The sequence below is a fragment of the Streptomyces sp. YIM S03343 genome (assembly GCF_054729195.1).
In genome coordinates this window covers 3,799,611-3,826,559 of sequence record NZ_JBPUKX010000001.1, presented here as the reverse complement: position 1 = coordinate 3,826,559, position 26,949 = coordinate 3,799,611, and the positions used below count along the sequence as shown (strand labels likewise).

Annotated in this window: 28 protein-coding genes; 25 read left to right on the top strand and 3 right to left on the bottom strand. The window is 68.8% G+C overall.

Features of this window, described 5'->3' with window-relative positions; genetic code table 11:
* Window positions 1-16 precede the first annotated feature (16 nt).
* The 16 genes from rpsH (at window position 17) to truA (ending at window position 10,721) form a co-directional block, all read left to right on the top strand.
* Complete coding sequence (rpsH, locus tag ACSYGN_RS16280) at window positions 17-415, top strand: 30S ribosomal protein S8 (protein WP_030831671.1); 399 nt, start codon at window positions 17-19, stop codon at window positions 413-415.
* 24 nt (window positions 416-439) lie between these two features.
* Window positions 440-979: a 50S ribosomal protein L6 gene (gene rplF, locus ACSYGN_RS16275; RefSeq protein WP_460396230.1), complete on the top strand. Its 540-nt coding sequence runs from the start codon at window positions 440-442 to the stop codon at window positions 977-979.
* 3 nt (window positions 980-982) lie between these two features.
* A complete protein-coding gene (gene rplR / locus ACSYGN_RS16270; protein WP_460396228.1) occupies window positions 983-1,366 on the top strand; it encodes a 50S ribosomal protein L18 in 384 nt (127 codons plus the stop codon).
* 36 nt (window positions 1,367-1,402) lie between these two features.
* The gene (gene rpsE / locus ACSYGN_RS16265) at window positions 1,403-2,008 is read left to right on the top strand and encodes a 30S ribosomal protein S5 (RefSeq protein ID WP_285561820.1); all 606 of its coding nucleotides are present in this window, start codon (window positions 1,403-1,405) and stop codon (window positions 2,006-2,008) included.
* On the top strand, window positions 2,008-2,190 hold the full coding sequence (gene rpmD / locus ACSYGN_RS16260; RefSeq protein WP_460396226.1) for a 50S ribosomal protein L30: 183 nt from the start codon (window positions 2,008-2,010) through the stop codon (window positions 2,188-2,190). The genes rpsE and rpmD overlap by 1 nt, the downstream gene beginning before the upstream one ends.
* A gap of 2 nt (window positions 2,191-2,192) precedes the next feature.
* Window positions 2,193-2,648 carry a 50S ribosomal protein L15 gene (gene rplO / locus ACSYGN_RS16255; RefSeq protein WP_460396224.1) on the top strand — a complete coding sequence of 152 codons (456 nt, stop codon included), beginning with the start codon at window positions 2,193-2,195 and terminating at the stop codon, window positions 2,646-2,648.
* 281 nt (window positions 2,649-2,929) lie between these two features.
* Window positions 2,930-4,243 (top strand): preprotein translocase subunit SecY, encoded by a 1,314-nt coding sequence (gene secY, locus ACSYGN_RS16250; RefSeq protein ID WP_460396222.1) that lies wholly within the window; start codon window positions 2,930-2,932, stop codon window positions 4,241-4,243.
* Entirely contained in the window at window positions 4,243-4,905 is a 663-nt protein-coding gene (locus tag ACSYGN_RS16245; protein ID WP_460396220.1) for an adenylate kinase, read from the top strand. The genes secY and ACSYGN_RS16245 overlap by 1 nt, the downstream gene beginning before the upstream one ends.
* 169 nt (window positions 4,906-5,074) lie before the next feature.
* A complete protein-coding gene (gene map / locus ACSYGN_RS16240) occupies window positions 5,075-5,911 on the top strand; it encodes a type I methionyl aminopeptidase (protein WP_460403510.1) in 837 nt (278 codons plus the stop codon).
* A 372-nt stretch (window positions 5,912-6,283) separates the two neighbouring features.
* Window positions 6,284-6,505, top strand: a complete 222-nt coding sequence (infA, locus tag ACSYGN_RS16235) for a translation initiation factor IF-1 (protein WP_003948620.1) — start codon at window positions 6,284-6,286, stop codon at window positions 6,503-6,505.
* A gap of 61 nt (window positions 6,506-6,566) precedes the next feature.
* Window positions 6,567-6,680 (top strand): 50S ribosomal protein L36, encoded by a 114-nt coding sequence (rpmJ, locus tag ACSYGN_RS16230; protein WP_003998809.1) that lies wholly within the window; start codon window positions 6,567-6,569, stop codon window positions 6,678-6,680.
* A 221-nt stretch (window positions 6,681-6,901) separates the two neighbouring features.
* The gene (rpsM, locus tag ACSYGN_RS16225) at window positions 6,902-7,282 is read left to right on the top strand and encodes a 30S ribosomal protein S13 (RefSeq protein WP_116148529.1); all 381 of its coding nucleotides are present in this window, start codon (window positions 6,902-6,904) and stop codon (window positions 7,280-7,282) included.
* 66 nt (window positions 7,283-7,348) lie between these two features.
* Window positions 7,349-7,753, top strand: coding sequence for a 30S ribosomal protein S11 (gene rpsK, locus ACSYGN_RS16220; RefSeq protein WP_003956432.1), 405 nt, complete (start codon window positions 7,349-7,351; stop codon window positions 7,751-7,753).
* 219 nt (window positions 7,754-7,972) lie between these two features.
* On the top strand, window positions 7,973-8,995 hold the full coding sequence (locus tag ACSYGN_RS16215; RefSeq protein WP_003966937.1) for a DNA-directed RNA polymerase subunit alpha: 1,023 nt from the start codon (window positions 7,973-7,975) through the stop codon (window positions 8,993-8,995).
* A gap of 205 nt (window positions 8,996-9,200) precedes the next feature.
* A complete protein-coding gene (gene rplQ / locus ACSYGN_RS16210; RefSeq protein ID WP_460396217.1) occupies window positions 9,201-9,710 on the top strand; it encodes a 50S ribosomal protein L17 in 510 nt (169 codons plus the stop codon).
* A gap of 159 nt (window positions 9,711-9,869) precedes the next feature.
* Complete coding sequence (gene truA / locus ACSYGN_RS16205) at window positions 9,870-10,721, top strand: tRNA pseudouridine(38-40) synthase TruA (RefSeq protein WP_460396215.1); 852 nt, start codon at window positions 9,870-9,872, stop codon at window positions 10,719-10,721.
* Window positions 10,722-10,816: 95 nt separating this feature from the next.
* On the opposite strand, the gene ACSYGN_RS16200 is transcribed toward truA, so the two are convergent.
* Entirely contained in the window at window positions 10,817-11,704 is an 888-nt protein-coding gene (locus ACSYGN_RS16200; RefSeq protein WP_460403508.1) for a hypothetical protein, read from the bottom strand.
* A 125-nt stretch (window positions 11,705-11,829) separates the two neighbouring features.
* On the opposite strand from ACSYGN_RS16200, the gene ACSYGN_RS16195 reads away from it, so the two are divergent.
* The 5 genes from ACSYGN_RS16195 to ACSYGN_RS16175 all read left to right on the top strand — a co-directional run bounded on the left by ACSYGN_RS16195 (window position 11,830) and on the right by ACSYGN_RS16175 (window position 19,338).
* Window positions 11,830-13,011, top strand: coding sequence for a CapA family protein (locus ACSYGN_RS16195; protein ID WP_460396213.1), 1,182 nt, complete (start codon window positions 11,830-11,832; stop codon window positions 13,009-13,011).
* 205 nt (window positions 13,012-13,216) lie between these two features.
* Window positions 13,217-15,685 carry a HAMP domain-containing protein gene (locus ACSYGN_RS16190; protein ID WP_460403506.1) on the top strand — a complete coding sequence of 823 codons (2,469 nt, stop codon included), beginning with the start codon at window positions 13,217-13,219 and terminating at the stop codon, window positions 15,683-15,685.
* A gap of 6 nt (window positions 15,686-15,691) precedes the next feature.
* Window positions 15,692-17,662, top strand: a complete 1,971-nt coding sequence (pgsB, locus tag ACSYGN_RS16185; RefSeq protein WP_460396211.1) for a poly-gamma-glutamate synthase PgsB — start codon at window positions 15,692-15,694, stop codon at window positions 17,660-17,662.
* Between the two features lie 103 nt (window positions 17,663-17,765).
* Window positions 17,766-18,251, top strand: a complete 486-nt coding sequence (locus ACSYGN_RS16180) for a poly-gamma-glutamate biosynthesis protein PgsC/CapC (RefSeq protein WP_460396209.1) — start codon at window positions 17,766-17,768, stop codon at window positions 18,249-18,251.
* A gap of 16 nt (window positions 18,252-18,267) precedes the next feature.
* Window positions 18,268-19,338, top strand: a complete 1,071-nt coding sequence (locus ACSYGN_RS16175; RefSeq protein WP_460396207.1) for a C40 family peptidase — start codon at window positions 18,268-18,270, stop codon at window positions 19,336-19,338.
* 63 nt (window positions 19,339-19,401) lie between these two features.
* On the opposite strand, the gene ACSYGN_RS16170 is transcribed toward ACSYGN_RS16175, so the two are convergent.
* Window positions 19,402-20,280, bottom strand: a complete 879-nt coding sequence (locus tag ACSYGN_RS16170) for a hypothetical protein (RefSeq protein WP_460396205.1) — start codon at window positions 20,278-20,280, stop codon at window positions 19,402-19,404.
* Between the two features lie 648 nt (window positions 20,281-20,928).
* Between ACSYGN_RS16170 and rplM the strand changes: the two genes are divergently transcribed.
* The 3 genes from rplM (at window position 20,929) to glmM (ending at window position 23,730) form a co-directional block, all read left to right on the top strand.
* On the top strand, window positions 20,929-21,372 hold the full coding sequence (rplM, locus tag ACSYGN_RS16165) for a 50S ribosomal protein L13 (RefSeq protein WP_460396203.1): 444 nt from the start codon (window positions 20,929-20,931) through the stop codon (window positions 21,370-21,372).
* Between the two features lie 42 nt (window positions 21,373-21,414).
* The gene (gene rpsI, locus ACSYGN_RS16160; protein ID WP_460396201.1) at window positions 21,415-21,927 is read left to right on the top strand and encodes a 30S ribosomal protein S9; all 513 of its coding nucleotides are present in this window, start codon (window positions 21,415-21,417) and stop codon (window positions 21,925-21,927) included.
* A gap of 444 nt (window positions 21,928-22,371) precedes the next feature.
* Window positions 22,372-23,730: a phosphoglucosamine mutase gene (gene glmM, locus ACSYGN_RS16155; protein WP_460396199.1), complete on the top strand. Its 1,359-nt coding sequence runs from the start codon at window positions 22,372-22,374 to the stop codon at window positions 23,728-23,730.
* A gap of 72 nt (window positions 23,731-23,802) precedes the next feature.
* Here the strand turns inward: glmM and coaA are convergent, their stop codons facing one another.
* On the bottom strand, window positions 23,803-24,771 hold the full coding sequence (gene coaA, locus ACSYGN_RS16150) for a type I pantothenate kinase (protein WP_460396197.1): 969 nt from the start codon (window positions 24,769-24,771) through the stop codon (window positions 23,803-23,805).
* 285 nt (window positions 24,772-25,056) lie between these two features.
* Between coaA and glmS the strand changes: the two genes are divergently transcribed.
* Window positions 25,057-26,904, top strand: coding sequence for a glutamine--fructose-6-phosphate transaminase (isomerizing) (glmS, locus tag ACSYGN_RS16145; protein ID WP_460396195.1), 1,848 nt, complete (start codon window positions 25,057-25,059; stop codon window positions 26,902-26,904).
* The last annotated feature ends 45 nt before the right edge of the window (window positions 26,905-26,949 follow it).

The window sequence follows — 26,949 nt, the reverse complement described above, 5'->3', positions numbered from 1 at the left end:
GGCCACAGGCCAATTCATGACCATGACTGATCCGATCGCAGACATGCTGACGCGTCTGCGGAATGCGAACTCGGCCTACCACGACTCGGTAGCGATGCCGCACTCCAAGATCAAGTCCCACATCGCGGAGATCCTCCAGCAGGAGGGCTTCATCACCGGCTGGAAGACCGAGGACGCCGAGGTCGGCAAGAACCTCGTCCTCGAGCTGAAGTTCGGCCCGAACCGTGAGCGCTCCATCGCGGGCATCAAGCGGATCTCCAAGCCCGGTCTCCGGGTCTACGCGAAGTCCACCAACCTGCCGAAGGTGCTCGGCGGCCTGGGCGTGGCGATCATCTCCACGTCGCACGGGCTCCTCACCGACAAGCAGGCCGGCAAGAAGGGCGTGGGTGGGGAAGTCCTCGCCTACGTCTGGTAGCGGAAGGGAACGGAGGAAACAGCTATGTCGCGCATCGGCAAGCTCCCCATCGCGGTTCCCGCCGGCGTGGACGTCACCATCGACGGCCGCACGGTCTCGGTCAAGGGCCCCAAGGGCTCGCTGACCCACACCGTCGTGGCGCCGATCGAGATCGCCAAGGGCGAGGACGGCACCCTGAAGGTGACCCGCCCCAACGACGAGCGTCAGAGCAGGGCCCTGCACGGCCTCTCCCGCACGCTGGTGGCGAACATGATCACCGGCGTGACCCAGGGTTACGTGAAGAAGCTCGAGATCAGCGGTGTCGGTTACCGCGTGGCCGCCAAGGGCGCGAACCTCGAGTTCGCGCTCGGTTACAGCCACCCGATCACCGTCGAGGCCCCCGAGGGCATCACCTTCACGGTGGTGAACCCGACCCATTTCCAGGTCGAGGGCATCGACAAGCAGAAGGTCGGCGAGGTTGCGGCCAACATCCGCAAGCTGCGCAAGCCCGACCCGTACAAGGCCAAGGGCGTCAAGTACGAGGGCGAAGTCATCCGCCGCAAGGTCGGAAAGGCGGGTAAGTAAGCCATGGCATACGGGCAGAAGATCCTCAAGGGCGACGCCTACAAGCGCGCCGCGATCAAGCGCCGCCACACCCGGATCCGCAAGCGGGTCAACGGTACGGCGGAGCGCCCCCGTCTGGTCGTGACCCGCTCCAACCGTCACATCGTGGCGCAGGTGATCGACGACCTCAAGGGCCACACCCTGGCATCGGCGTCCACTCTGGACACCTCGATCCGCGGTGGCGAGGGCGACAAGTCCGCGCAGGCCAAGCAGGTCGGCGCCCTGGTCGCCGAGCGTGCCAAGGCCGCCGGTGTCGAGGCTGTCGTGTTCGACCGTGGTGGCAACCAGTACGCGGGGCGCATCGCCGCCCTGGCGGACGCCGCCCGCGAAGCCGGGCTCAGGTTCTGAGCAGCCGTAGCTAGCGGAAAAGAGAGAGGTAATCCAATGGCTGGACCCCAGCGCCGCGGTGGCGGTGCCGGTGGCGGCGAGCGGCGGGACCGGAAGGGCCGTGACGGCGGCGCTGCTGCCGCCGAGAAGACCGCGTACGTCGAGCGCGTCGTCGCGATCAACCGTGTCGCCAAGGTTGTGAAGGGTGGTCGTCGCTTCAGCTTCACCGCGCTGGTCGTGGTGGGCGACGGTGACGGCACCGTGGGTGTCGGTTACGGCAAGGCCAAGGAGGTGCCGGCCGCCATCGCCAAGGGTGTGGAGGAGGCCAAGAAGCACTTCTTCAAGGTCCCCCGGATCCAGGGCACCATCCCGCACCCCATCCAGGGTGAGAAGGCTGCCGGCGTCGTGCTGCTCAAGCCCGCGTCCCCCGGTACCGGCGTCATCGCCGGTGGCCCGGTGCGTGCGGTGCTCGAGTGCGCCGGTATCCACGACATCCTGTCGAAGTCGCTCGGCTCCGACAACGCGATCAACATCGTGCACGCGACCGTGGCGGCCCTGAAGGGCCTGCAGCGTCCCGAGGAGGTCGCGGCCCGCCGTGGCCTGCCCCTGGAGGACGTCGCCCCCGCGGCTCTGCTGCGTGCTCGTGCCGGAGTGGGTGCGTGATGGCTCAGCTCAAGATCACGCAGGTCAAGTCCTACATCGGCAGCAAGCAGAACCACCGTGAAACCCTGCGGTCCCTCGGGCTCAAGGGCATCAACGACGTGGTCGTCAAGGAAGACCGCCCCGAGTTCCGTGGCATGGTGCGCCATGTCCGTCACCTCGTGACGGTCGAGGAGGTGGACTGATCATGGCGGAGACGAACCCGCTCAAGATCCACAACCTCCGTCCCGCCCCCGGCGCCAAGACCGCCAAGACCCGTGTCGGTCGTGGTGAGGGCTCGAAGGGTAAGACGGCCGGTCGTGGTACCAAGGGCACCAAGGCCCGCTACCAGGTTCCGGAGCGCTTCGAGGGCGGCCAGATGCCGCTGCACATGCGCCTCCCGAAGCTGAAGGGCTTCACGAACCCGTTCAAGACCGAGTACCAGGTCGTGAACCTCGACAAGCTGGCCACGCTCTACCCCGAGGGTGGCGAGGTCACCGTCGAGGGTCTGGTGGCCAAGGGCGCCGTTCGCAAGAACTCGCTCGTCAAGGTCCTCGGCCAGGGCGAGGTCTCCGTGGCGCTGCAGGTGACGGTCGACGCCGTCTCCGGCTCCGCCAAGGAGAAGATCACCGCCGCCGGCGGCACGGTCACCGAGCTGCTCTGAACCCCTCAGGCGCTTCGATGACATGAACGGTCCCGACCGGGGATACCCACAAAAGGGGTATCCCCGGTCGGTCGTTCCTAGGGGGCCTCTGTCGCCGGTATGGTGGCCAGCACTGCCCACTTTCACCGGGCGCCCCACATGGGGCACCCTGAACGGCAGCCGACCGTTGGTCATTTGTCACACCGTTGTGCCGCACCGTTTTGTCACACTGTTTTTCTCTATTCGTCGCACCTCAAGACCGTCGCCCTTGACGCACTTGCGCGGGGGTCGCAGGAGGCACCGTGCTCACCGCGTTCGCCCGGGCGTTCAGGACGCCCGACCTGCGCAAGAAGCTGCTCTTCACGCTGGGCATCATCGTGGTCTACCGGGTCGGTACCCACGTCCCGATCCCCGGCGTCAACTACAAGGCCGTCCAGACCTGTGTGAACGAGGCGTCCGGCAACCAGGGCCTGTTCGGCCTGGTCAACATGTTCAGCGGCGGCGCGCTCCTCCAGATCACGATCTTCGCGCTAGGCATCATGCCGTACATCACGGCGAGCATCATCCTTCAGCTGCTGACCGTCGTGATCCCGCGTCTGGAAGCCCTCAAGAAGGAGGGCCAGGCGGGTACGGCGAAGATCACGCAGTACACGCGGTATCTCACGGTGGCGCTCGCCATCCTCCAGGGCACCGGCCTGGTGGCCACCGCCCGCAGCGGCGCCCTGTTCTCCGGGTGCTCGACCGCGGGCAACATCGTCCCGGACCGCGCGATCTTCACCACCATCACCATGGTGATCACCATGACGGCCGGTACGGCCGTGGTGATGTGGCTCGGCGAGCTCATCACCGACCGCGGCATCGGCAACGGCATGTCGATCCTGATGTTCATCTCGATCGCCGCGACCTTCCCGTCCAACCTGTGGGCCATCAAGAAGCAGGGCACCCTGGCCGGCGGCTGGATCGAGTTCGGCACCGTCATCGGGATCGGCCTGGTCATGGTCGGCCTGGTGGTCTTCGTGGAGCAGGCCCAGCGCCGCATCCCCGTGCAGTACGCCAAGCGCATGATCGGCCGCCGGTCCTACGGCGGCACCTCGACGTACATCCCGCTGAAGGTCAACCAGGCGGGTGTCATCCCGGTCATCTTCGCGTCGTCGCTGCTCTACATCCCCGCACTGATCGCCCAGTTCTCCGGCGGGAACTCGGGCTGGAAGTCGTGGGTGCAGCAGAACCTGACCAAGGGCGACCACCCGATCTACATCACCAGCTACTTCTTGCTGATCGTTTTCTTCGCGTTCTTCTACGTGGCGATCTCCTTCAACCCCGAGGAAGTCGCCGACAACATGAAGAAGTATGGTGGCTTCATCCCGGGCATCCGGGCTGGCCGACCGACCGCTGAGTACCTGTCGTACGTGCTCAACCGGATCACCTGGCCGGGTTCGCTGTACTTGGGTCTGATCGCTCTCGTACCGACGATGGCGTTGGTCGGCTTCAACGCGAGCGGGAACTTCCCCTTCGGTGGGACGAGCATCCTGATCATCGTGGGTGTGGGTCTTGAGACGGTGAAGCAGATCGAGAGCCAGCTCCAGCAGCGCAATTACGAAGGGTTCCTCCGCTGATGCGAATCGTCCTCGTCGGCCCGCCGGGCGCCGGAAAAGGGACGCAAGCCGCGTACCTCGCAAAGAACCTCGCCATTCCACACATCTCCACGGGCGATCTCTTCCGCGCCAACATCAGCCGCCAGACGGAGCTGGGCAAGCTCGCCAAGTCGTACATGGACGCGGGCAACCTGGTCCCGGACGAGGTCACCATCGCGATGGCCAAGGACCGCATGGAGCAGCCGGACGCCGGGAACGGTTTCCTGCTGGACGGTTTTCCGCGCAATGTCTCGCAGGCCGAGGCGCTCGACGAGCTGCTGAAGACGGAGAACATCGGGCTCGACGCGGTACTCGACCTGGAAGTCCCCGAGGACGAGGTGGTCAAGCGCATCGCCGGCCGCCGCATCTGCCGCCACGACTCGGCCCATGTTTTCCATGTGGTGTACAAGCAGCCGAAGCAGGACAGCGTCTGCGACGAGTGCGGCGGCGAGCTCTATCAGCGTGACGACGACTCCGAGGACACGGTCCGCAAGCGCCTGGAGGTCTACCACACCCAGACCGAGCCGATCATCGACTACTACCGGTCCCAGGACCTGGTGGTCACGATCAGCGCGCTCGGCAAGGTGGAAGAGGTCACCGGCCGGGCCATGGAGGGCCTGAAGGCGAAGGCCGCGGCCCGGTAGCTGTCGGTGGAACGTCCGGCCGTGGCGCCCGTACGGGTGTCACGGCCGTACTGTTGTGTAGGTAATCGGCTGACCATCGGCAGCCGATCTTGCAGCCGGTCTTGCAGCAGATCGGTTGCCGATCGGTCGCCCATCGGTTGACATGAGTGACGGAGAGCGCAGGGCCCCCATGGTGCAGATCAAGTCCCCCCAGCAGATCGCCAAGATGCGTGAGGCGGGGCTGGTCGTCGCCGCCATCCACGCGGCCACCCGCGAGGCCGCGGTGCCCGGGGCGTCCACCAAGGATCTGGACCAGGTCGCCCGCAAGGTGCTCGCCGAGCACAACGCCAAGCCCAACTTCCTCGGCTACGGCGGCTTCCCGGCCACCATCTGCACCTCGGCCAACGAGGTCGTGGTGCACGGCATCCCCTCCGACGAGGTCGTCCTCAAGGACGGCGACATCATCTCCATCGACTGCGGGGCGATCATCGACGGCTGGCACGGCGACGCCGCCTACACCGCGTTCGTCGGCTCCGGCCACGCCCCCGAGCTGATCGAGCTCTCCCGGGTCACCGAGGAGTCGATGTGGGCGGGCATCGCCGCGATGAAGCAGGGCAGCCGGCTGGTCGACGTCTCCCGCGCCATCGAGACCTACATCCGCCGCCAGCCGAAGCCGGGCGGCGGCAAGTACGGGATCATCGAGGACTACGGCGGCCACGGCATCGGCACCGAGATGCACATGGACCCGCATCTGCTGAACTACGTCGACCGGCGCCGCGGCAAGGGCCCCAAGCTGGTCCCCGGCTTCTGCCTGGCCATCGAGCCGATGGTCTCCCTCGGAACACCGCGCACCCAGGTCCTGGAAGACAACTGGACCGTGATCACCACCGACGGCACCTGGTCCTCCCACTGGGAGCACTCGGTCGCCCTGACGGAACAGGGCCCGCTGGTGCTGACGGCACCCGACGGTGGCAAGGCCAAGCTGGCGGAGATGGGCATCACGGCGGCCCCGGACCCGCTGGGCTGAGGGCCGGGCGGCCCCGGACCCGCTGGGCTGAGAGCCGCGCGGCCGCGGACCCGCTGGGCTGAGAGCCGCGCGGCCGCGGAGGGAGCGGGCGGAGGGCGTGCGCGAGGTGACCGGCCTCGCGCGCCATCTCGTACGACATCTCTCGTACGACATCTCTCGTACGACATCTCTCGTACGACATTTGTCGCGTCGTACGGCACCTCTCGCCGCCGCCCGCATAATGATCTTCGCAGTGGGGCAGACTCCCCCGATTCGTCTTTCAGGGTGCGGTTGACGTAGACTGACTCGTCGGCTCCCTTGCACCCGCATGTCCGCATGCGCTCGGACGGTGCGCAGGAGCCGATCAAGGTAGTCGATTCCGAAGGGCGAAGCGTGGCCAAGAAGCAAGGTGCCATCGAGATCGAGGGCACTGTCGTCGAGTCTCTGCCGAACGCCATGTTCAAGGTCGAGCTCCAGAACGGCCACCAGGTCCTGGCACACATCAGCGGCAAGATGCGTATGCACTACATCCGCATCCTCCCTGACGACCGGGTCGTGGTGGAGCTGTCTCCGTACGACCTGACGCGTGGCCGGATCGTCTACCGCTACAAGTAGATCTTGCCCACGTCCCGCGCGAGCGGGGCCGCCGGCAACTGACCCGGAGAACCTCAATCCCATGAAGGTCAAGCCGAGCGTCAAGAAGATCTGCGACAAGTGCAGGGTGATCCGCCGTCACGGCCGGGTCATGGTCATTTGCGAGAACCCGCGCCACAAGCAGCGCCAGGGCTGACGCACGACCGATCCCTCTGCTTCGATCCGCAGAGATTCGCGCGACGCAAACTGAATATGTTCATACGCAGGACCCGAGCCCCAGGGCTCGACACCCCCGGCTCGGAGGCCGGGGACCCAGTCCGTACCAAATCTTCGCCCGCACCCTGTGCGGAGCGCGAAGAGGCCGGCGGCTGGGAGCCGGTTCTGCGGAAGACCTCCGAAGACAACTGGAGCCATTGAATGGCACGCGTTTCCGGTGTCGACATCCCGCGCGAAAAGCGCGTGGAGGTCGCCCTCACCTACGTGTTCGGCATCGGCCGGACCCTCTCGCAGGAGACGCTGGCTGCGACCGGCGTCGACCCGAACACCCGTGTTCGTGACCTGACCGAAGAGCAGCTCGTCGCGATCCGCGAGTACGTCGACAACAACATCAAGACCGAGGGTGACCTCCGTCGCGAGATCCAGGCCGACATCCGCCGCAAGGTCGAGATCGGCTGCTACCAGGGTCTGCGGCACCGCCGCGGTCTGCCCGTCCGCGGTCAGCGCACCAGCACCAACGCCCGCACCCGCAAGGGCCCGCGTCGCGCCATCGCCGGCAAGAAGAAGCCGGGCAAGAAGTAGTCCGCAGCGGACACCCTGTCCACGGTCTTCGCTGTAGGACCGACCACCTCCCGTAGGAGTTAGTAGATGCCCCCCAAGGGTCGTCAGGGCGCTGCCAAGAAGGTGCGCCGCAAGGAAAAGAAGAACGTCGCTCACGGCCACGCGCACATCAAGAGCACGTTCAACAACACGATCGTCTCCATCACGGACCCGTCCGGCAACGTGATCTCCTGGGCCTCCGCCGGCCACGTCGGCTTCAAGGGCTCCCGGAAGTCCACGCCGTTCGCCGCGCAGATGGCCGCCGAGTCGGCTGCCCGCCGCGCCCAGGAGCACGGCATGCGCAAGGTCGACGTGTTCGTGAAGGGCCCGGGTTCCGGCCGCGAGACCGCGATCCGCTCCCTGCAGGCCACGGGCCTCGAGGTCGGCTCCATCCAGGACGTCACCCCGACCCCGCACAACGGCTGCCGTCCGCCGAAGCGCCGCCGCGTCTGATCGGGTGCGGCGGCGTTCTCCGCGTGAGCGGAGGTGAACCCCGCCGCCGCGTCTGACGCTCCGGTCCGTGCCGCAGGCACGGTTTGGCTTGAGGTTCGGGCGGTACGGCTCCGTAGAGGCGTGCCGCCCGTACCCTTGCAGTACCCGCGCTTTTCACGGGCGCGGCTTCCGTCGGACGTCAAATAGCGGGCGTCCACGAATGAAGGATCTGATCACCACATGCTGATCGCTCAGCGTCCCTCGTTGACCGAAGAGGTCGTCGACGAGTTCCGCTCCCGGTTCGTGATCGAGCCGCTGGAGCCGGGCTTCGGCTACACCCTCGGCAACTCGCTCCGCCGCACCCTCCTGTCGTCGATCCCCGGTGCCGCCGTCACCAGCATCCGCATCGACGGTGTCCTGCACGAGTTCACCACCGTGCCGGGCGTCAAGGAGGACGTCACCGACCTCATCCTCAACATCAAGCAACTGGTCGTGTCCAGCGAGCACGACGAGCCCGTCGTAATGTACCTGCGCAAGCAGGGCCCGGGCCTCGTGACCGCCGCCGACATCGCCCCGCCCGCCGGTGTCGAGGTGCACAACCCCGACCTGGTCCTCGCCACGCTCAACGGCAAGGGCAAGCTGGAGATGGAGCTGACCGTCGAGCGCGGTCGCGGCTATGTCTCCGCCGTGCAGAACAAGCAGGTGGGCCAGGAGATCGGCCGTATCCCGGTCGACTCGATCTACAGCCCCGTGCTCAAGGTCACGTACAAGGTCGAGGCCACGCGTGTCGAGCAGCGCACCGACTTCGACAAGCTGATCGTCGACGTCGAGACCAAGCAGGCGATGCGTCCCCGTGACGCCATGGCCTCCGCCGGCAAGACGCTGGTCGAGCTGTTCGGTCTCGCCCGCGAGCTGAACATCGACGCCGAGGGCATCGACATGGGCCCGTCCCCCACGGACGCCGCCCTGGCCGCCGACCTCGCGCTGCCGATCGAGGAGCTGGAACTCACCGTCCGCTCCTACAACTGCCTCAAGCGTGAGGGCATCCACTCCGTGGGTGAGCTGGTCGCACGCTCCGAGGCGGACCTGCTGGACATCCGCAACTTCGGTGCGAAGTCCATCGACGAGGTCAAGGCGAAGCTGGCCGGGATGGGTCTCGCGCTCAAGGACAGCCCGCCCGGATTCGACCCCACCGCTGCGGCGGACGCGTTCGGGGCGGACGACGACGCGGATGCGGGCTTCGTCGAGACCGAGCAGTACTGAGAACTCGGGCCGTCCGGTCCGTACCCGGGTGCGGGTGCGCTGTGCTTGATCGCGCCACGCGGCGCAGCCGCAGATCGGTACCGCCCCGCGCCCCTTCCGGGAGCGCCCCTTCGGGGCTGCTCCCGGATCTTCGACAGACGACCGTCTGCTCGGATACTGACCCCGGTACCTGATACGGCCAGGGCAGACACACAGGAGAAGAACCATGCCGAAGCCCACCAAGGGTGCCCGTCTGGGCGGCAGTGCCGCGCACGAGAAGCTGCTGCTCGCGAACCTCGCGAAGGCGCTCTTCGAGCACGGCCGTATCACCACCACCGAGGCGAAGGCCCGCCGTCTGCGGCCGTACGCCGAGCGTCTGGTCACCAAGGCGAAGAAGGGCGACCTTCACAACCGCCGTCAGGTGCTCCAGGTGATCACGGACAAGAGCGTCGTCCACACGCTCTTCACCGAGATCGGCCCGCGCTACGAAAACCGTCCGGGTGGCTACACCCGTATCACCAAGATCGGCAACCGCCGTGGCGACAACGCGCCCATGGCCGTGATCGAGCTGGTCGAGGCGCTGACGGTGCAGCAGAACGCCGTGGGTGAGGCCGAGGCCGCGACGCGGCGTGCCGCCAAGGACGCGGAGGAGACCAAGGTCGATGCGACCAAGGTCGACGAGGCCGAGGCCGCCGAGGAGGCCCCCGAGGCCGCCGAGGAGTCGAAGGACGCGTAAGCGTCTGCGGGGTTCTGTGCGTTCTGCGGCTGCGGCGCCGTCGTGGCTGGTCGCGCAGTTCCCCGCGCCCCTTCAGGGCGCTTGCGGGCCCGTCCCTTCATGGGGGCGGGCCCGCTTTCGTGTGTCCGCACCCGCATCCGCGCCTGAGAGGATCTGTTCGTGAGTGACAAAGCACAGCCCGGGTCCGTACGCATCCGCCTCGATCTGTCCTACGACGGCACCGCCTTCCACGGCTGGGCCAAGCAGGCCGGAGGCAGGCGCACCGTGCAGGAGGAGATCCAGGACGCCCTGCGTACTGTGACCCGGTCCCGCGAGACGTACGAGCTGACCGTGGCCGGACGCACCGACGCCGGGGTGCACGCCCGCGGTCAGGTGGCGCATGTGGATCTGCCCGAGGCGGTGTGGCGGGAGCACCACGAGAAGCTGCTCAAGCGGCTCGCCGGGCGCCTGCCGAAGGATGTGCGGGTGTGGGCCCTGCGGGAGGCACCGAAAGGTTTCGACGCCCGCTTCTCAGCCGTCTGGCGCCGCTACGCCTACCGCGTCACCGACAACCCCGGGGGAGTGGACCCGCTGCTCCGCGGCCATGTCCTGTGGCACGACTGGCCGCTCGACGTGGCCGCCATGAACGAGGCCGCCGGCGCGCTGCTGGGCGAGCACGACTTCGCCGCGTACTGCAAGAAGCGGGAGGGCGCCACCACCATCCGCACCCTCCAGGAGCTGAGCCTGGTCAAGGACGCCGACGGGATCATCACGGCCACGGTGCGCGCGGACGCGTTCTGCCACAACATGGTGCGCTCGCTGATCGGCGCGCTGCTCTTCGTCGGCGACGGCCACCGTCCCCCGGACTGGCCGGGCAAGGTCCTCGCCGCCGGGGTGCGCGACTCGGCGGTGCATGTCGTACGCCCGCACGGCCTGACCCTGGAGGAGGTCGGCTACCCGGCCGACGACCGACTGGCGGCGCGCAGCAAGGAAGCGCGGAACAAGCGGTCGCTGCCGGGCGGGTGTTGCTGACGGGAGTGCCGTGAAGGGGCGCGGGGAACTGCGCGACCAGCCACGACGGACCCGCAGACGATCGACGGCCGATCGCGGCACTTCCCACTGAGCGCTTAGGCAGCGGCCCACGTGGCGAGGGTAGCGCCCAGCGCCCCCGCGGCTTTGTCGGCGTCGTTGCCGTCGCCGCGGGCGTCGGGGGCCAGTTCCACGTGCAGGAACGGGGAGTGCTGACGTGTCGCCGACCTGCCCTGGACGTTCAGCGTGCCCTCCAGCGGGCAGTGTGCCGACCAGCCCCGGCAGACGCGCAGGCCGTCCGCTTCCATGCGGTCGGCGAGCGCCGAGGCGGCGTTGGACGCGCTCTGTGCGGCGCCGCCGGAGATGACGGCGTCGTAGGGGCCGCCGGAGGACTCGGCGAAACCGTGGACCTGGAGGCCCGGCACCCCGTACTTCTGCAGGGTCACGACGATGGTGTGGAAGGCGCTGTCCTCGCGGTGCGCGACGTCCGCGGCGCCGTTCTGCCCGGCCTTCCGGTGGGCTCCGGCCAGGACCAGGGAGCCGCCGGGACTGTCCTCCAGCAGGCGTAGACCGAGCTTCTCGGTGTCCTGGTCGGAGACCGGGTGCGGAACCTGGACGTTCCAGCGGGTGCGGGAGTCCGCGTTCAGGTAGAGGCGGCCCCAGTGCGCGGCTCTGCCCGGCCCGGTGGCGGCGATCTCGTCGTAGCGGTGGCCGGATCCGGTGTCGGTGAGCCGCGTGACGCCGAGGCCGAGCGGGGCGAGCAGGCGCTGGGCCTGTGCCGCGTCTCCCTCAAGCAGGTGCCCCACGGCCTGGGAGAGCCGGTCGCGTTCGGTCCTGTCCGGCGGCGTGTAGGGACCGCCGGGGCGGAAGTCCGCGGTGTACGAGAGGACACGCTCGTGGATGTCCACCAGCTCCCGGGCCCGCGGGACCGAATCGTTCGCGGCCTCGTGCGACGGCGTACCGCAGGCTGCCAGACCGATCGTCAGACCTGCCACGGCGAAGATCAGTAGGAAATGTGACTGTCTTGTGATCGGTGACCTATGTTTCATGGTGTGTCGCATGTGAACATATCGCGGTGACATTCCGTAGGTCTCACCGTAAGTCTCTCCGTATGACTCGCTTGCTGGCGACTCTGGGCCTTGTGGCCGTTCTGGGCGCCGGCTGTTCCGCCGGACCTTCGGACGTACGGATCAAGGCGGGCGGCCGCAGCTTCACGGTGGCCGCCGCGGGCGATGTGCTCATCCATCCCGAACTGGTGGAACAGGCGGCAAAGGACGCCAAGAAGACGGGCAAGGGGGTGGACGGGCTGGACTTCGGACCGCTCATGGCCGGCGTCAAGCCGATCATCAGCAAGGCCGATCTGGCCATCTGTCACCTGGAGACACCGGTCGGCAACCCCAAGGGGCCTTTCGAGGGTTATCCGGAGTTTCTCGTTCCGCCCCAGATCCTGACCACCCTCAAAGATGTGGGCTACGACACCTGCTCGACGGCCTCCACTCACACCTTCGACCACGGTCTCAAGGCTGTGAAGCGCACCTTGGACGCGATGGACAAGGCGGGCCTCGGGCACACCGGGTCCGCGCGTACGCCCGAGGAAGCGCAGAAGATCAACATTCGGGACGTCAACGGCGTGAAGGTCGCCCACCTCGCCTACTCCTGGGAGTCCTTCCTCAACCCCACGCCGAAGAACGAGAGCTGGGCCTTCAACCGGATCAGCGCCGACGCCATCAAGAAGACCGTGGTCCGGGCCCGCGCGGAAGGGGCCGAGGCGGTGATCCTCTCGGTCCACTGGGGTCTTGAGCACTACAACGAGCCGAGCGTTCCGCAGCTGGAGCTGGCGGAGAAGATCACCAAGGAGACCGGTGTCGACCTGGTGATCGGCCATCACTCGCATGTGGTGCAGCCCATCCAGAAGGTCAACGGAACCTGGGTCGCCTACAGCCTAGGCAACGAGGTGGCCCGGCACTCCTCGCCCACGGGGCTCACCGAGGAGGGTGTGATCGGCTGGTTCCGCTTCCGGGAGAAGGCCGGTGGCGGCTGGGACGTCAGCGCCCGCTACCGCACCACCCTCGTCGACATCCCGCCTCAGCTGGAGGAGGGGCAGAAGGCCCCGGCCGGTGCTGTCACGGACCACCGGGTGGTGGACGTGCAGCGGGTGCTCGACCACCCGGGCAACCTCTCCGAGGAACGGCTCGCCCGCTACCGGCTGGCGGCGAACCGTACGCGCGGCTTCCTCTACAACCGGGGGGCTCCGGGCGGCGACGGCCTGAAGCCGCTGGTGCTCGGAAGGTGAGCAGTATCACGGCATTTGTCTGGAACCGGAGCCCAACCCTGGCCCGGTTCGTCGGTCTTGCAGGTATGGATGGTGTTTCACGATCCGGTCGGCGCTCGTCGCCGCGGTCGCCGGGTCGGTGGGAAGGCGAAGGGGCAGACCGGTGAGACATGGCGTCGCACGCCTCACCCGCGGCGGCCGACGGCGTCTGCGCAGGCGCGCGGACATGCCGCTCCTGGGCGGTGTACGGCCGCCGATCGCGCTGCTGTGCGTGCTGATCCTCGCCCTGGCCGGCCTGACCATCAAGGTGCTCGGTCCCACCGCCGAGCCGCTTGTGCCGAAGGCGGTGCTGTCCTCGCAGCAGTACTTCGCGCAGGACGGCGCCATCGCCCTGCGCGCCTCCATCGACGAGCGCGTCGCCGACCTCCAGCGCACCGTCACCGCGCTGAACGGGGGCAAGCCCGTGGCGCCGGAGCGGATTCTGTCCGACATGGGCGACGCCTACCAGAAGTGGACCGGCACCACGGTGGTGGACCTGGAGAGCGGGGATGTGCTCGCCGCACATGGAGAAACGATTCCTCTCGGCTGGCTGGACAAGGACGTCCTCAGCGGCAGCAAGGCCCTGGTCCCCCGGATGGTGCGGCTGGAGACAGGCGACGTACGGCTCATGACCATGGCCGTGCTCGACTGGAAGAGCCGGCCGCAGCAACTGCTGATCGCCTCCAACAGCCTGTCTGTGCCTGACATCAACCTGGGCCCGTTCCGTTCCATGGCGGTCGTGGCCCGGGGCGGCGAGGTCCTCGCCACGGCCGGTTTCGAACAGGCCGAGGCTCTCAACTCGGACGCGGAACGCGAGGAGCTCGCCTTCCTGCGGAAGCAGATGACCCGGCTGGCGGAGCACGCGGCGAAGGAGACCGAGCAGAACCCCGTCCGGACGAAGGAGCCCGGCTCACGGGGCTACCCCGGCGTCAGCGGAACCCTGCTGGGCGACGACTACAACGGTCGTGTGGCCACGGCCGGATACGCCTCCCTCGCCGCCGCGGACCCGGAGGAGAAGGCGGCTTCGAGTGCCGGTGCGGGCCTCGGGCTGACGGTGGTGGCCATGCTCCCCTCGGTGGAACAGACCGGAGGGCAGCGGGGACTGTACGGACTCGTGACGGCCGCCGTCCTGGTGCTGCTCGGCCTGCTGGCCGTGGCCGTGCTGTGGACCGCCGTACAGCGGCCTCTGCTGCGGCTGTTCCTGGAGTCCCGCAGACTGGCACGCGGCGATCTGGCCCGCCCCGTGGCCGTGCCCCGCTGGGGCGAGACCGCACGGATCGGCACCGCCCTCGAACGGCTGCGCGAGCAACTGCTGGACGGTCCCGGGGCGGCGACCAGCCAGGACGGTGAGCACGGCGAGTACGGCCGGGGCGGCGAGTACGGCCAGGGTGGCGAGTATGGCCGGGAAGGCGAGTACGGTCAGGAGGGCCAAGACGGCCAGGAAGGCAGCGTTGGGGCCCCCGGTCGTCGCCGCGGCCGGTTCGGCCTGCGGGTGCCGCTCGCGCTGACGGCCGTGCTCCTGCTGCTGTGGTGTGTGCCGGTCGCTCTGCTGCTGAACCGTACGGACGGCTCGGTCAGCGTGCCCACCACCATGGTCAACGACCAGCGTGACCGCACCGACCTCGTCGCCGACCGGATCCGCCGGGCTCTGAACGAGGCCCAGGCCGACCTCGCATCCACCGCGCGGCTGATCGACGTACGGGACGCCGACGCGACGACCGGGGTGCTCACGGAGGCGCTGACCCGGCACACCCGCTACGGAGCGCTGTACGTCGTCGGCGCTGACGGCGAGGTCGTCGCCCGCGCCGGTGACGATCCGCACACGTGGCGCACCGGCCGGGCCGGAGACGGTGGCGGCGGCGACGGCGGCGACGGCGGTGACCAGGACGCGGCGCTGATCCGGCTGTCGGGCGAGGGCGGCAGGAAACCGGTGATCCAGGCCGGGGCCGCCGTACCGGCGCACAAGGGCACGTATGTGGTCGGGGAGATACGCGTCGAGTTCCTCGACTCGCTGCTGCGCAGGCCCGGCCTCGGCCAGGTCCGCCTGGTCGATCACAAGGCGAGGACGGTCGCCGCGAGTGACGGCTTCCTGGCTTTCGAGCACCTTCCCAAGGACGAGCTCACCGACCTGGTCGAAGCGGCGAGCGTGCAGGTCGGTGCGGGCCCTGTGGAGAACGGCCTGCTGATCCGCGAGGGCGGCGGGGTCACCATCGCCGCCGCGGCGCCCTTCTCGGGCGGCGGGATCGCGTCCGACATCGGCTGGACGGTGGTCAGCTGGCAGAACGCCAAGCACTCCGGGATCACCCCCTACCAGCGCGAGGACCGCAGCGTGCTCGCCGGGATTCTCGGGCTCGCGGCGATCGTCGTCTGCCTGGGCTGGATCCATCTGGTCGTCGTACGGCCGTTGCACGCGCTCGCGACCAGTGCCGAGAGACTCGCGGACGGCGATCTCAGGACCGTGCTCTACCCGCGCTACCACGACGAGGTGGGCGCCGTCGTCCGCAGCCTCGAACTGATCCGCCAGCAGTTGCAGGCAGGCAGACAGGCCATGGCGCGTCGGTGGGCCGAACCCACGCCCGGCCCCACACCCGGCCCGACGCCCGGCTCCACGCCCGGCTCCACGCCCGGCCCGACGCCCGAAGCCCGAGGAAGGTGACCCGTAGTGCTCTACCTCTACTTCGTCCTGCTGATCGGTGCGGTGGCTCTGCTGGTCGCCGGGATCGTGGAGCAGCGCAGGCACTACGCCGCCCTGCACGTCATCCCCTCCCGGGTGCTGGTCAACGGCATCCGCGGCAAGTCCTCCATCACGCGGTTGTGCGCGGGCGCCCTGCGCGGCGGCGGCCTGGTCACCGTGGCGAAGACGACGGGCACCGCGGCGCGTTTCATCCACCCCGACGCGACCGAGGAGCCGGTCTACCGGAAGTTCGGCATCGCCAACGTGGTGGAGCAGATCGGCATCGTCCGGCGGGCCGCCACCTACCGTCCCGATGCGCTGGTCATCGAGTGCATGGCCGTCATGCCGGCCTTGCAGGAGGTCAACCAGAGCAAGCTGATCCGCTCGACGATCGGCGTGCTGTGCAACGTCCGCGAGGACCATCTCGCCGAGATGGGCCCCACGCTGGACGACGTGGCCCGCTCGCTGTGCCGCTCGATGCCGGAGAACGGGATCTGCGTCACCGCGGAGAAGGAACGTTTCTCCATCCTCCAGAAGGAGGCCGAAGCCCGTAACTGCCGACTCGTCTACGCCGACCCGGAGACCGTCACCGACGAGGAGTTGCGCGGCTTCAGCTGGTTCACCTTCAAGGAGAACGTCGCGATCGCGCTGGTCGTGGCGGGGCTGCTCGGAGTGGAGCGCGAGGTCGCGCTGCAGGGCATGTACGACGCCCCGCCGGACCCCGGCGTGCTGTCCGTGGAGCGGTATCTCACCCCTGAGGGGAAGCGGCTCGCGTTCGCCAACGTGTTCGCGGCGAACGACCCCGAGTCGACCCTGATGAACATCAACCAGCTGCTCGACCTCGGGGCGGTCCGCCGCCCGCTGAACGTGGTGATCAACTGCCGCCCCGACCGGGTGGAGCGCAACGGGCAGATGGGCGAGATCATTCCGGACCTCCGGCCGGACAACGTGTTCGTCATCGGGCAGCCGTCCAGGAGCGCGATCGACGCCATCCCCGCCGACTGGCGCGACCGCGCGGTCGACCTGGGCGGTGATCGGCGCTCGGCCGACGAGTTCATGCCCGCGCTGCTGGGCCGGATGTCCGACGGTTCGTCCCTGGTCGCGATCGGCAACATCCACGGCCAGGGCGAGGAACTCCTGGAGTACCTCGGCGAACTTCCCGCGGACGAGAGCGACACCGACATGACGGCGAGCACGGCGGCCGTCACCCCGGCGCAGCCGCAGCGCCTGGACCCGTACGCCTCGTACCCCGCGGCCTACGAGGAGCGGTACCAGGCCGCGCGGACCCAGGAGATCCCGGTGGTCCGCCTGCCCCTCCAGCCGACGGGCTGGTACGGCGACCGGTCGAGGACGTACGGCGGTGTCACGGGGATGTACGCCCGTGATGCGGCGACGTATGCCGGTGACACGGGGATGTACGCCGAGGGCCCGGACGTACAGTCCGGCGGGCGGGAGACGTACTCCGGCGGCGTGCCGGGCTCGGGGCGACGGGGTGGCGGGACGGGACGGCTGCCCCAGTGGCCGTACGGTGCGCCCGGCCCCGTGTCCCCGAACGCCGAGGGGCTGTCCCGCGCGGCGGGTCAGTGGCCGCCGCGCACGGCGGGTCGGCCGCCGGAGCAGCCGTACCCCGACGACGTCCGCGGCCGGCCGGCGCGGCACCCCGCCGACGTGGACGGCCCCGGGCAGCGGACTGCGCGGCATGTGCACGACGAGGACACTCGCGGGCAGTGGACCGCGGGGAACGTGCCCGACGAGGACACCCGCGGACTGTGGACCGCGGGGAACGTGCACGACGAGGACGGCCGCGGAGAGTGGACCGCCGCCCGTTACCTGCCCGACGAGGACGACCCCGGGCAGCAGCCGGTGTGGTACCTGCCCGATGACGACGACCCCGGACATCCGCCGGTGCGGCACCGGCCCCACGACGATGACGGCCGCCGACATCCGCCGCGTCCCTGACATCCGGTGCGCGCCATCCCGCGCACCGGCCTCGACAGCCTCCCGCTCCCGCCCCGCTCCCGCTCCCGCCCCGCTCGCAACGCCCACCCCGCCCGGAGTCCCCTTGACCACCGCCGCCCTGACCCCCGAGATGGCCGCCCTGGGCATCGCCATAGGCCTGCTCTTCTCCCTGCTGTGCTACCTCACCACCAACCTGTCGCCCGGCGGCATGATCACACCCGGCTGGATCGCCATCACGCTCATCGAGGACGTGCAGCGCGCGGCCATGGTGGTGGGTGTCACCGCACTGACCTACGGCGGAACCAAGATCATGCAGCGGCTGGTGATCCTCTACGGCAAGCGGCTGTTCGCCGCCGTGGTCATGCTGGGTGTGCTGCTCCAGGCGACGGTGATGATCGCGCTCTCGATCGAGTTCCCGCTGATGTACGGCAACCAGACGCTCGGCTTCATCGTGCCGGGCCTGATCGCCTACCAGATGGTCCGCCAGCCCAAGGGGGCCACTCTGCTGGCCACCGCCACCGTCTCCCTCATGGCCTACATCGTCGTCGCCGCAGGCCTGCTGCTCGGCGTGATGCCGGCGACCGTCTGAGAACCGAGGACTCACCATGGCAGGCAAGAAGAAGTCACGGCCCGTGCTCACGGGGTTCGTGCTGCTCGGGCTCGTCGGGGGCTCGGGCTACCTCACCGTGGAACTGCGGGCGAAGCAGGCACCGGGTGTCACCGAGGTGCGCAACGTCGGAATCCTGGAGGGGGGCTCCGGCGCGTCGAAGGAGACCGGGAAGGAGACCTGGTCCCGGCTGGAGAACCCGGCCCGCTCCGTGCTGCGCGGGGCGGACGGCCAGATCAAGGGTGTGTTCACGGACGGCGCGCGCACGGCGACACTGACGGGTCCGGCACGGACCTTCCAGGAGCCGACCTCGACCGCGTCCAAGGTGTCCACGACGGACTGGGTACGGCTGATGCCGGAGCCCTGGTCCGAGGGTGCGCGGAAGGAGAAGTGGTTCAAGGACTGGTACGCCGAGTACGCGGGGAGCAAGGAGGACGACATCTTCGCCGTCGCCTTCCAGTATGTGGCGGGCGCACCGGACAAGAAGGACAAGCAGGGCACGCTCTACGCCGGTGACGCGAATTTCGGTCCGCTGAACACGACCGGGGCGGAGGGCGGTGACCTGCGTCTGGAGCAGTCCGACTTCTACGACTTCCTGGGCGTGCCGTACCCCTTCCGGGACGGCGTCGTGGGGCAGCCGGAGGCGTTGAAGGCCCGCTCGCTGGACTGCTCGGGGTTCACCCGCATGGTGTGGGGCTACCGCGCCCGTTATCCCCTGATGTCCTCGGACAAGTCCGGCGACGGCCTGCCGCGGACCGCCAACGGGATGGCCCGTTCCCACGAGGGCGTCGACGTCCTGCCGCTCACCGGCATCACCGCGCAGGACCGCCCCTCCGCCATCGACCAGCTTCAGCCGGGTGACCTGGTCTTCTTCAAGCTCGACACCCGTACCGGCGAGCGCCTCGACCATGTCGGCACCGTCCTGGGTCATGACACGGAGGGGCACCTGATCTTCATCTCCAGCCGCGAGGAGGTCAACGGCCCCACCATCGGCGACATCGGCGGCGTCTCCCGCCTGGACGGCAACGGCTACTACGCGAAGACCCTGCGCAGCGCCAAGCGGCTGTGAGGCGCCCCGGTCGGCTATCCGTCCGGGCGAGGGTGCGGCAATCCGCCCGGGGCGAGGGCGCGGCTATCCGTTCGCGGCGGCCGACGCCTGGGCCTCGCCGCGGCGGTTGATCTGGCGGAAGGTGAACTCCGCCAGGTCGTCCCCGGTGGAGAAGACCTTGCTGTCCTTTGCGGTGACGTCCTTGCCGTTGGTGAAGCCCGCCAGGGTGAAGTAGGCGTAACGGCCGAAGGAGTTGGTCGTCGAGCGGCAGACCGCGGAGTCGCAGAAGGACTTGACGCCCTTGCCGGTCAGCGACTTGACGATGCTCTTCTTGTCCGCCTGGGTCTTGGTCCTGCCAGCCGCAGCCTCCGTGTCGAAGACGGCGACGCCGACCGTGACCGCGATGCCGTCCTTGATATAGGTGACACGCATCAGACGGGTGCAGCCGTTGGCCTTCAGGACCTTGGGCAGGGTGCCCGAGGCGACCGAGGTGCAGTCCGTGGCGTCGGCCGTGGCGCCCTTCTTGTAGACGGTCTCGCCCATGGTGAGCTGTGTGCCCGGGAACAGGGTCTCCGGACTGAGCGGAGCCGTGTCCTTCTTCACACTCGATATGAACTCCTTGGGATCCAGCGGAGGCGCGGCGGTCGTCGGCGAGAAGGACGGCGCTGTCGCGGAACCGCTCGGCAGGGCGGCGCTGGCGGGCAGGTTCGTCGGGCTGCCCGACGCACTGCTGTCGCCGTTCGCCGAGACCACGGCCATGGCTACGGCCGCGGTGACCCCGAGGGTGGCGAGCACGCCACCCCCGATGAACAGCAGCTTCTTGCGCTTGTTGCGCGACTCCGACGCCTCGGCGAGCGCGGCCCAGTCCGGTGTCTGGTCCCCGCTGCCGCTGCTCCAGGGCTGCTGGGAATTTGGTTTCCAGGGATCCCACTGGGACTGGGAGCCCCCCTGCCCGTGATTCATGGGGCGCATCTTAGACAGAGAGTTGGCATGGTCGGGGCGCCCGAGCACCCTGCGGAGCAAGGAGATTGAGGACCATTCACCTCATGGTGGAGCAAGCCGGTCCGCTTTTTTTGGGCGGGGTGCTCCGTGGGGGCGCGGCGGGGTTGTGCCGGGTCTTGCTGAGAAGCGGATCGCGATTACGGTGCGTGATGGCGGCGCGGGCCCGACCCGGGGGTCTCTCGCCCCCGCCGCCCCTTCCCGTTCCCGACCCTGGGGCTGCGCCCCCAGACCCCCCCTTTCGGCCCTGCGGGCCTCGTCCTCAAACGCCGGACAGGCTCAGAATCAGCCCCTCCGGCGCTTGAGGAGCGGGGGTACGGGGACGGAGCCCCCGCGACGGGACGGGAAGAGGCGGCGGGGGCGAGCAACCCGGCCGCCCCGCCCCGCAGGGCACCGGCCTCGTTTTGACCCTTCCAGCCCGTCCCGGTATTCTGCTTGTTCGTTGTGTATTGGCTTGCTCATTCTCACGGGACGGGCCCTTACACCGGTCCACCGGGCCGATGACCAGCGACCCCACGAATGCGGTATGCGTCGCCGCCGTGCGGTCTGGGCTGTCGTGATCGTTTCGGTGACCTGTTCAGGACCATTCACTCGAAGCGAAGGCTACGAACCGTGCGTACGTACAGCCCCAAGCCCGGCGATGTGACGCGCCAGTGGCACGTCATCGACGCTCAGGACGTCGTCCTGGGTCGTCTCGCCAGCACTGCGGCGTCCCTTCTCCGCGGCAAGCACAAGCCGATCTACGCCCCTCACGTCGACACCGGTGACTTCGTCATCATCATCAACGCCGACAAGGTGCACCTCTCCGGCAACAAGCGGACCCAGAAGATGGCCTACCGCCACTCCGGCTACCCGGGTGGTCTGCGCTCCGTCCGTTACGACGAGCTGCTGGACAAGAACCCGGAGAAGGCGATCGAGAAGGCCGTCAAGGGCATGCTGCCCAAGAACACTCTCGGCCGCCAGATGCTCTCCAAGCTGAAGGTCTACAAGGGTGACCAGCACCCGCACGCGGCCCAGCAGCCCGTGCCGTTCGAGATCACCCAGGTCGCGCAGTAACTCCGGCCACCCCCTAAGACTGAAGAGAATCTGAGGAGCATCGTGGCCGAGACCACTGCCGAGCAGCCGCTCGAAGAGCTTGACATCGACAGCTACACCACCGAGTCCGAGGTCCCCGTCGAGGGCGAGTACACCTCGGAGTCCATGGCCTCCCGCTTCGGCGAGCCCCAGCCGGCCGCCGGCCTGGGCCGCCGCAAGAACGCCATCGCCCGCGTCCGGATCGTCCCGGGCTCCGGCAAGTGGAAGATCAACGGCCGCACCCTTGAGGACTACTTCCCCAACAAGGTGCACCAGCAGGAGGTCAACGAGCCCTTCAAGGTGCTCGAGCTGGACGGCCGCTACGACGTCATCGCCCGCATCGCGGGTGGCGGCGTCTCCGGTCAGGCCGGTGCCCTGCGCCTCGGCGTGGCTCGCGCGCTGAACGAGGCGGACGTGGACAACAACCGCGGCCCGCTGAAGAAGGCCGGCTTCCTGCGCCGCGACGACCGCGCGGTCGAGCGGAAGAAGGCCGGTCTGAAGAAGGCCCGTAAGGCCCCGCAGTACAGCAAGCGTTAATCAGCGCCGCCTGCACGTACTCCGAACGCCCCGACGGCACGCGTCTGTGCCGGCGGGGCGTTCTTTTATCACACGGACTTGGGTCTAATGGCACAAGATGCTCAAAGACAAGTGTGATCAGATGTTCAGGCATGGAATGCCTGTGATGCGGAGCCGCATCGGCCCGACCTCGACCCCCTCGAGTCGTCGGGCCATCGCCATGTCGGATGATCGACACATGGGAACATCGGAACATCGGAGCTGCGACGTATCGAGACCTTGAGACCCGGGAACTCGGGACGTCGAGCCATCGACACATCGGACCTCGACACATCGGGCCATCGAGACATCGAGACATCGAGCCACATCGAACCAGACATCGATCCATCGACACATCGAGATATCGCGGCAGCGGATCGGCGAATGCCCAGCGGCTTCCGGACTGACGCTTCCTCAGGAGGACAAGTGGGACGACTCTTCGGCACGGACGGCGTGCGCGGCGTCGCCAATGCGGACCTGACGGCCGAGCTGGCACTCGGCCTGTCCGTCGCGGCGGCGCATGTGCTGGCCGAGGCGGGCACCTTCGAGGGCCATCGCCCGACAGCGGTGGTCGGACGGGACCCGCGCGCGTCCGGGGAGTTCCTGGAGGCCGCGGTGGTCGCGGGCCTCGCGAGCGCGGGCGTGGACGTGCTGCGCGTCGGCGTGCTGCCGACGCCCGCGGTGGCGTATCTGACCGGCGCGCTCGGCGCCGACTTCGGTGTGATGCTCTCCGCCAGCCACAACGCCATGCCCGACAACGGCATCAAGTTCTTCGCCCGCGGCGGCCACAAACTGGCCGACGAGCTGGAGGACAAGATCGAGGCCATCTACGCGGAGCACCGTACCGGCGCACCCTGGGAGCGCCCCACGGGCGCCGGCGTCGGACGGGTGCGGACGTACGACGAGGGCTTCGACCAGTACGTCGCCCACCTCGTCGCCGTCCTGCCCAACCGTCTCGACGGCCTGCGGATCGTCCTCGACGAGGCGCACGGCGCGGCCGCCCGGGTCTCGCCCGAGGCGTTCTCCCGGGCCGGGGCCGAGATCATCACCATCGGTGCCGAGCCGGACGGCCTCAACATCAATGACGGCTGCGGCTCCACCCACCTCGACAAGCTCAAGGCCACCGTCAAGGAGCACGGCGCCGACTTCGGCATCGCGCACGACGGCGACGCCGACCGCTGCCTGGCCGTGGACCACACCGGCGAGGAGGTGGACGGCGACCAGATCCTGTCCGTGCTCGCGCTGGCGATGCGGGAGCGTTCCGCGCTGCGCTCCGACACCGTCGTCGCGACCGTGATGTCGAACCTCGGCTTCAAGCTGGCCATGCGGCGCGAGGGCATCGAGCTGGTGGAGACGGGCGTAGGCGACCGCTATGTGCTGGAGGAGATGAAGGAGCACGGCTACGCCCTGGGCGGCGAGCAGTCCGGCCACGTCATCATCCTCGACCACGCCACCACCGGCGACGGCACGCTGACCGGCCTGATGCTGGCGGCGCGGGTCGTGCAGACCGGCCGCACCCTCAAGGACCTCGCCTCGGTGATGGAGCGGCTGCCGCAGGTCCTGATCAACGTCCCGGACGTCGACAAGTCCCGGGTGACGACCTCCACGGAGCTGGTGGCCGCAGTGGCCGAGGCGGAGCGGGAGCTCGGCACCACCGGTCGGGTGCTGCTGCGCTCGTCGGGGACCGAGCCGCTGGTACGGGTGATGGTCGAGGCGCAGGACATCGACCAGGCGCGCTCGGTGGCGGGCCGGCTGGCCGACGCGGTGAAGTCGGCGCTGGGCTGACGGTCGTCGTAGCGTTCAACGGGGCCCGGCCACCGGCCGGGCCCTCGCCGTGTCCGCCGCCAGGTGCCTCTGTCAGAGCTTGCGCAGCCGCAGCCGCTGGACCTTGTGGTCGGGCCCCTTGCGCACGACGAGCGTGGCACGACCCCGCGTCGGGGCTATGTTCTCGACGAGGTTGGGCTTGTTGATCGTGCGCCACAGACCTCGGGCGTAGATGAGCGCATCCTCCTCGGACACCTGCGTGTACTTGCGGAAGTACGACGAAGGGTCCTGGAAGGCGGTCCGGCGCAGCTTCCTGAAGCGGCTGAGGTACCACCGCTCGATGTCCTCGACGCTCGCGTCGACGTAGACGCTGAAGTCGAAGTAGTCGGCGAGACCGACCCGGGTGCGGCCGTCCTTGCCGGGCAGGGCGGGCTGCAGGACGTTGAGCCCCTCGACGATGAGGATGTCGGGACGGCGGACGACGAGCCGGTCGCCGGGCACGATGTCGTAGATGAGGTGGGAGTAGACGGGGGCGGAGACCTCGTCCTTGCCCGCCTTGATGTCGGCGACGAAGCGGGTCAGGGCCCGGCGGTCGTACGACTCCGGGAAGCCCTTGCGGGACATCAGTCCGCGGGCCTCCAGCTCCCGGGTGGGCAGCAGGAAGCCGTCCGTCGTCACCAGCTCCACGCGCGGATGCTCGGGCCAGCGCGACAGCAGGGCCTGGAGCAGCCGGGCCACCGTCGACTTGCCGACGGCGACGGATCCGGCGACGCCGATCACGAACGGGGTGCCGGACTGGGAGCCCTGTTCGCCGAGGAAGGTGTTCAGGGCGGTGCGCAGCCCGTCGGTCGCGCCGACGTAGAGATTGAGCAGCCGGGACAGCGGGAGATAGATGTCCCGCACCTCGTCGAGATCGATGACGTCACCGAGACCGCGCAGCCGCTCCACCTCCGCCGCGCTCAGCGGCAGTGGCGTCTTGTCGCGCAGCGCGCTCCACTCGGCACGGGTGAGATCGACGTAGGGAGTCGCCTCCGGCCGCTGCCGGTGGGCGCTCCGGGGCATCGAGGAGACCGGAGAAATCACATTCCATTGTTAACGGAGTTTGAACGGGCCGGTGGGTGGGGTGGGTCACGCCCGGCCACGGCTCAAGTGGGGCGCTGGCGCGACCCAGTCGCGGCCCGGCTGCGTGGGAGGCGCACACGCGGTGCGCAGAGGGTCGGCAGCAGGCGCGCGGAGGTTCGAAGGGTCGCGTACGCGCCGCGCAAGGGCCCATACGGCCCCCACGATTTCCGATTTCGGGCACGCGGGGCGGCTTTCCGGTGGTCGGGCGACCGTAGGCTGCCGCTCATGTGTGGAATCGTTGGATACGTAGGGTCGCAGTCGGCGCTCGAGGTCGTCATGGCCGGGCTGAAGCGGCTGGAGTACCGGGGCTACGACTCGGCGGGTGTCGCGGTGCTCGCGGACGGCGGGCTGGCGTCGGCGAAGAAGGCCGGGAAGCTGGTCAATCTGGAGAAGGGGCTCGTCGAGCAGCCGCTGCCGGCGGGTACGACGGGCATCGGGCACACCCGGTGGGCCACGCACGGCGGACCGACCGACATGAATGCGCATCCGCATCTGGACAACGCGGGCCGGGTGGCGGTCGTGCACAACGGCATCATCGAGAACTTCGCGCTGCTGCGCGCGGAACTGGCCGAGCGGGGCCACGACCTGGCCTCCGAGACGGACACCGAGGTCGTCGCGCATCTGCTTGCCGAGGCGTACTCCTCCGGCGCCGATCTCGCGGAGGCGATGCGGCAGGTGTGCCGCCGCTTGGAAGGGGCGTTCACGCTGGTCGCGGTGCATGCGGACGAGCCGGATGTGGTGGTCGGGGCACGGCGGAACTCCCCGCTGGTGGTGGGCGTCGGGGAGGGCGAGGCGTTCCTCGCCTCCGACGTGGCGGCGTTCATCGACCACACGCGGTCGGCGGTCGAACTGGGCCAGGACCAGGTCGTGGAGCTGCGCCGCGACGGTGTGACGGTGACGGGTTTCGACGGCGCCCCGGCGGACGTCCGCTCGTACCACATCGACTGGGACGCATCGGCGGCCGAGAAGGGGGGCTACGACTACTTCATGCTCAAGGAGATCGCCGAGCAGCCGAAAGCTGTCGCCGACACCCTCCTCGGCCGCATCGACGCGTCCGGCTCGCTGACCCTGGACGAGGTGCGCATCGCCCCGTCCGAACTCCGCGAGGTGGACAAGGTCGTCATCGTGGCCTGCGGTACGGCCTTCCACGCGGGCCTGATCGCGAAGTACGCCATCGAGCACTGGACGCGCATCCCGTGCGAGGTGGAGCTGGCGAGCGAGTTCCGCTACCGGGACCCGATCCTGGATCCGCGCTCACTGGTGATCGCCATCTCGCAGTCCGGCGAGACGATGGACACCCTGATGGCGCTGCGGCACGCCCGTGAGCAGGGCTCGAAGGTGCTGGCCATCTGCAACACCAACGGTTCCACGATCCCGCGCGAGTCCGACGCGGTGCTGTACACCCACGCGGGCCCGGAGGTGGCGGTCGCCTCGACGAAGGCGTTCCTCACGCAGCTCGTGGCGTGCTACCTGGTCGCCCTGTATCTGGGCCAGGTGCGGGGCACCAAGTGGGGCGATGAGATCCAGGCGGTCGTCCGGGAGCTGTCGCGCATCTCGTGCGAGGTGGAGCGGGTCCTGGAGACCATGGAGCCGGTACGCGAGCTGGCGCGCTCGCTCGCCACGAAGAACACGGTGCTGTTCCTGGGCCGGCACGTGGGCTACCCGGTGGCCCTGGAAGGCGCCCTGAAGCTCAAGGAACTGGCGTACATGCACGCCGAGGGCTTCGCGGCGGGCGAGCTGAAGCACGGCCCGATCGCCCTGATCGAGGAGGACCTCCCGGTCGTCGTGGTGGTCCCGTCCCCGCGTGGCCGCTCCGTCCTTCACGACAAGATCGTCTCCAACATCCAGGAGATCAGGGCACGCGGAGCCCGCACGATCGTGATCGCGGAGGAGGGCGACGAGACGGTGGCCCCGTACGCCGACCATCTGATCAGCATCCCGGCGACGCCGACGCTGCTCCAGCCCCTGGTGTCGACGGTGCCGCTCCAGGTCTTCGCCTGCGAACTGGCCACCGCCCGGGGCAACGAGGTGGATCAGCCTCGGAACCTGGCGAAGTCGGTGACGGTGGAGTAGGAGCCGACGCCTTCGCGGGTGCCGTGTCACACCGACGGGACCGGG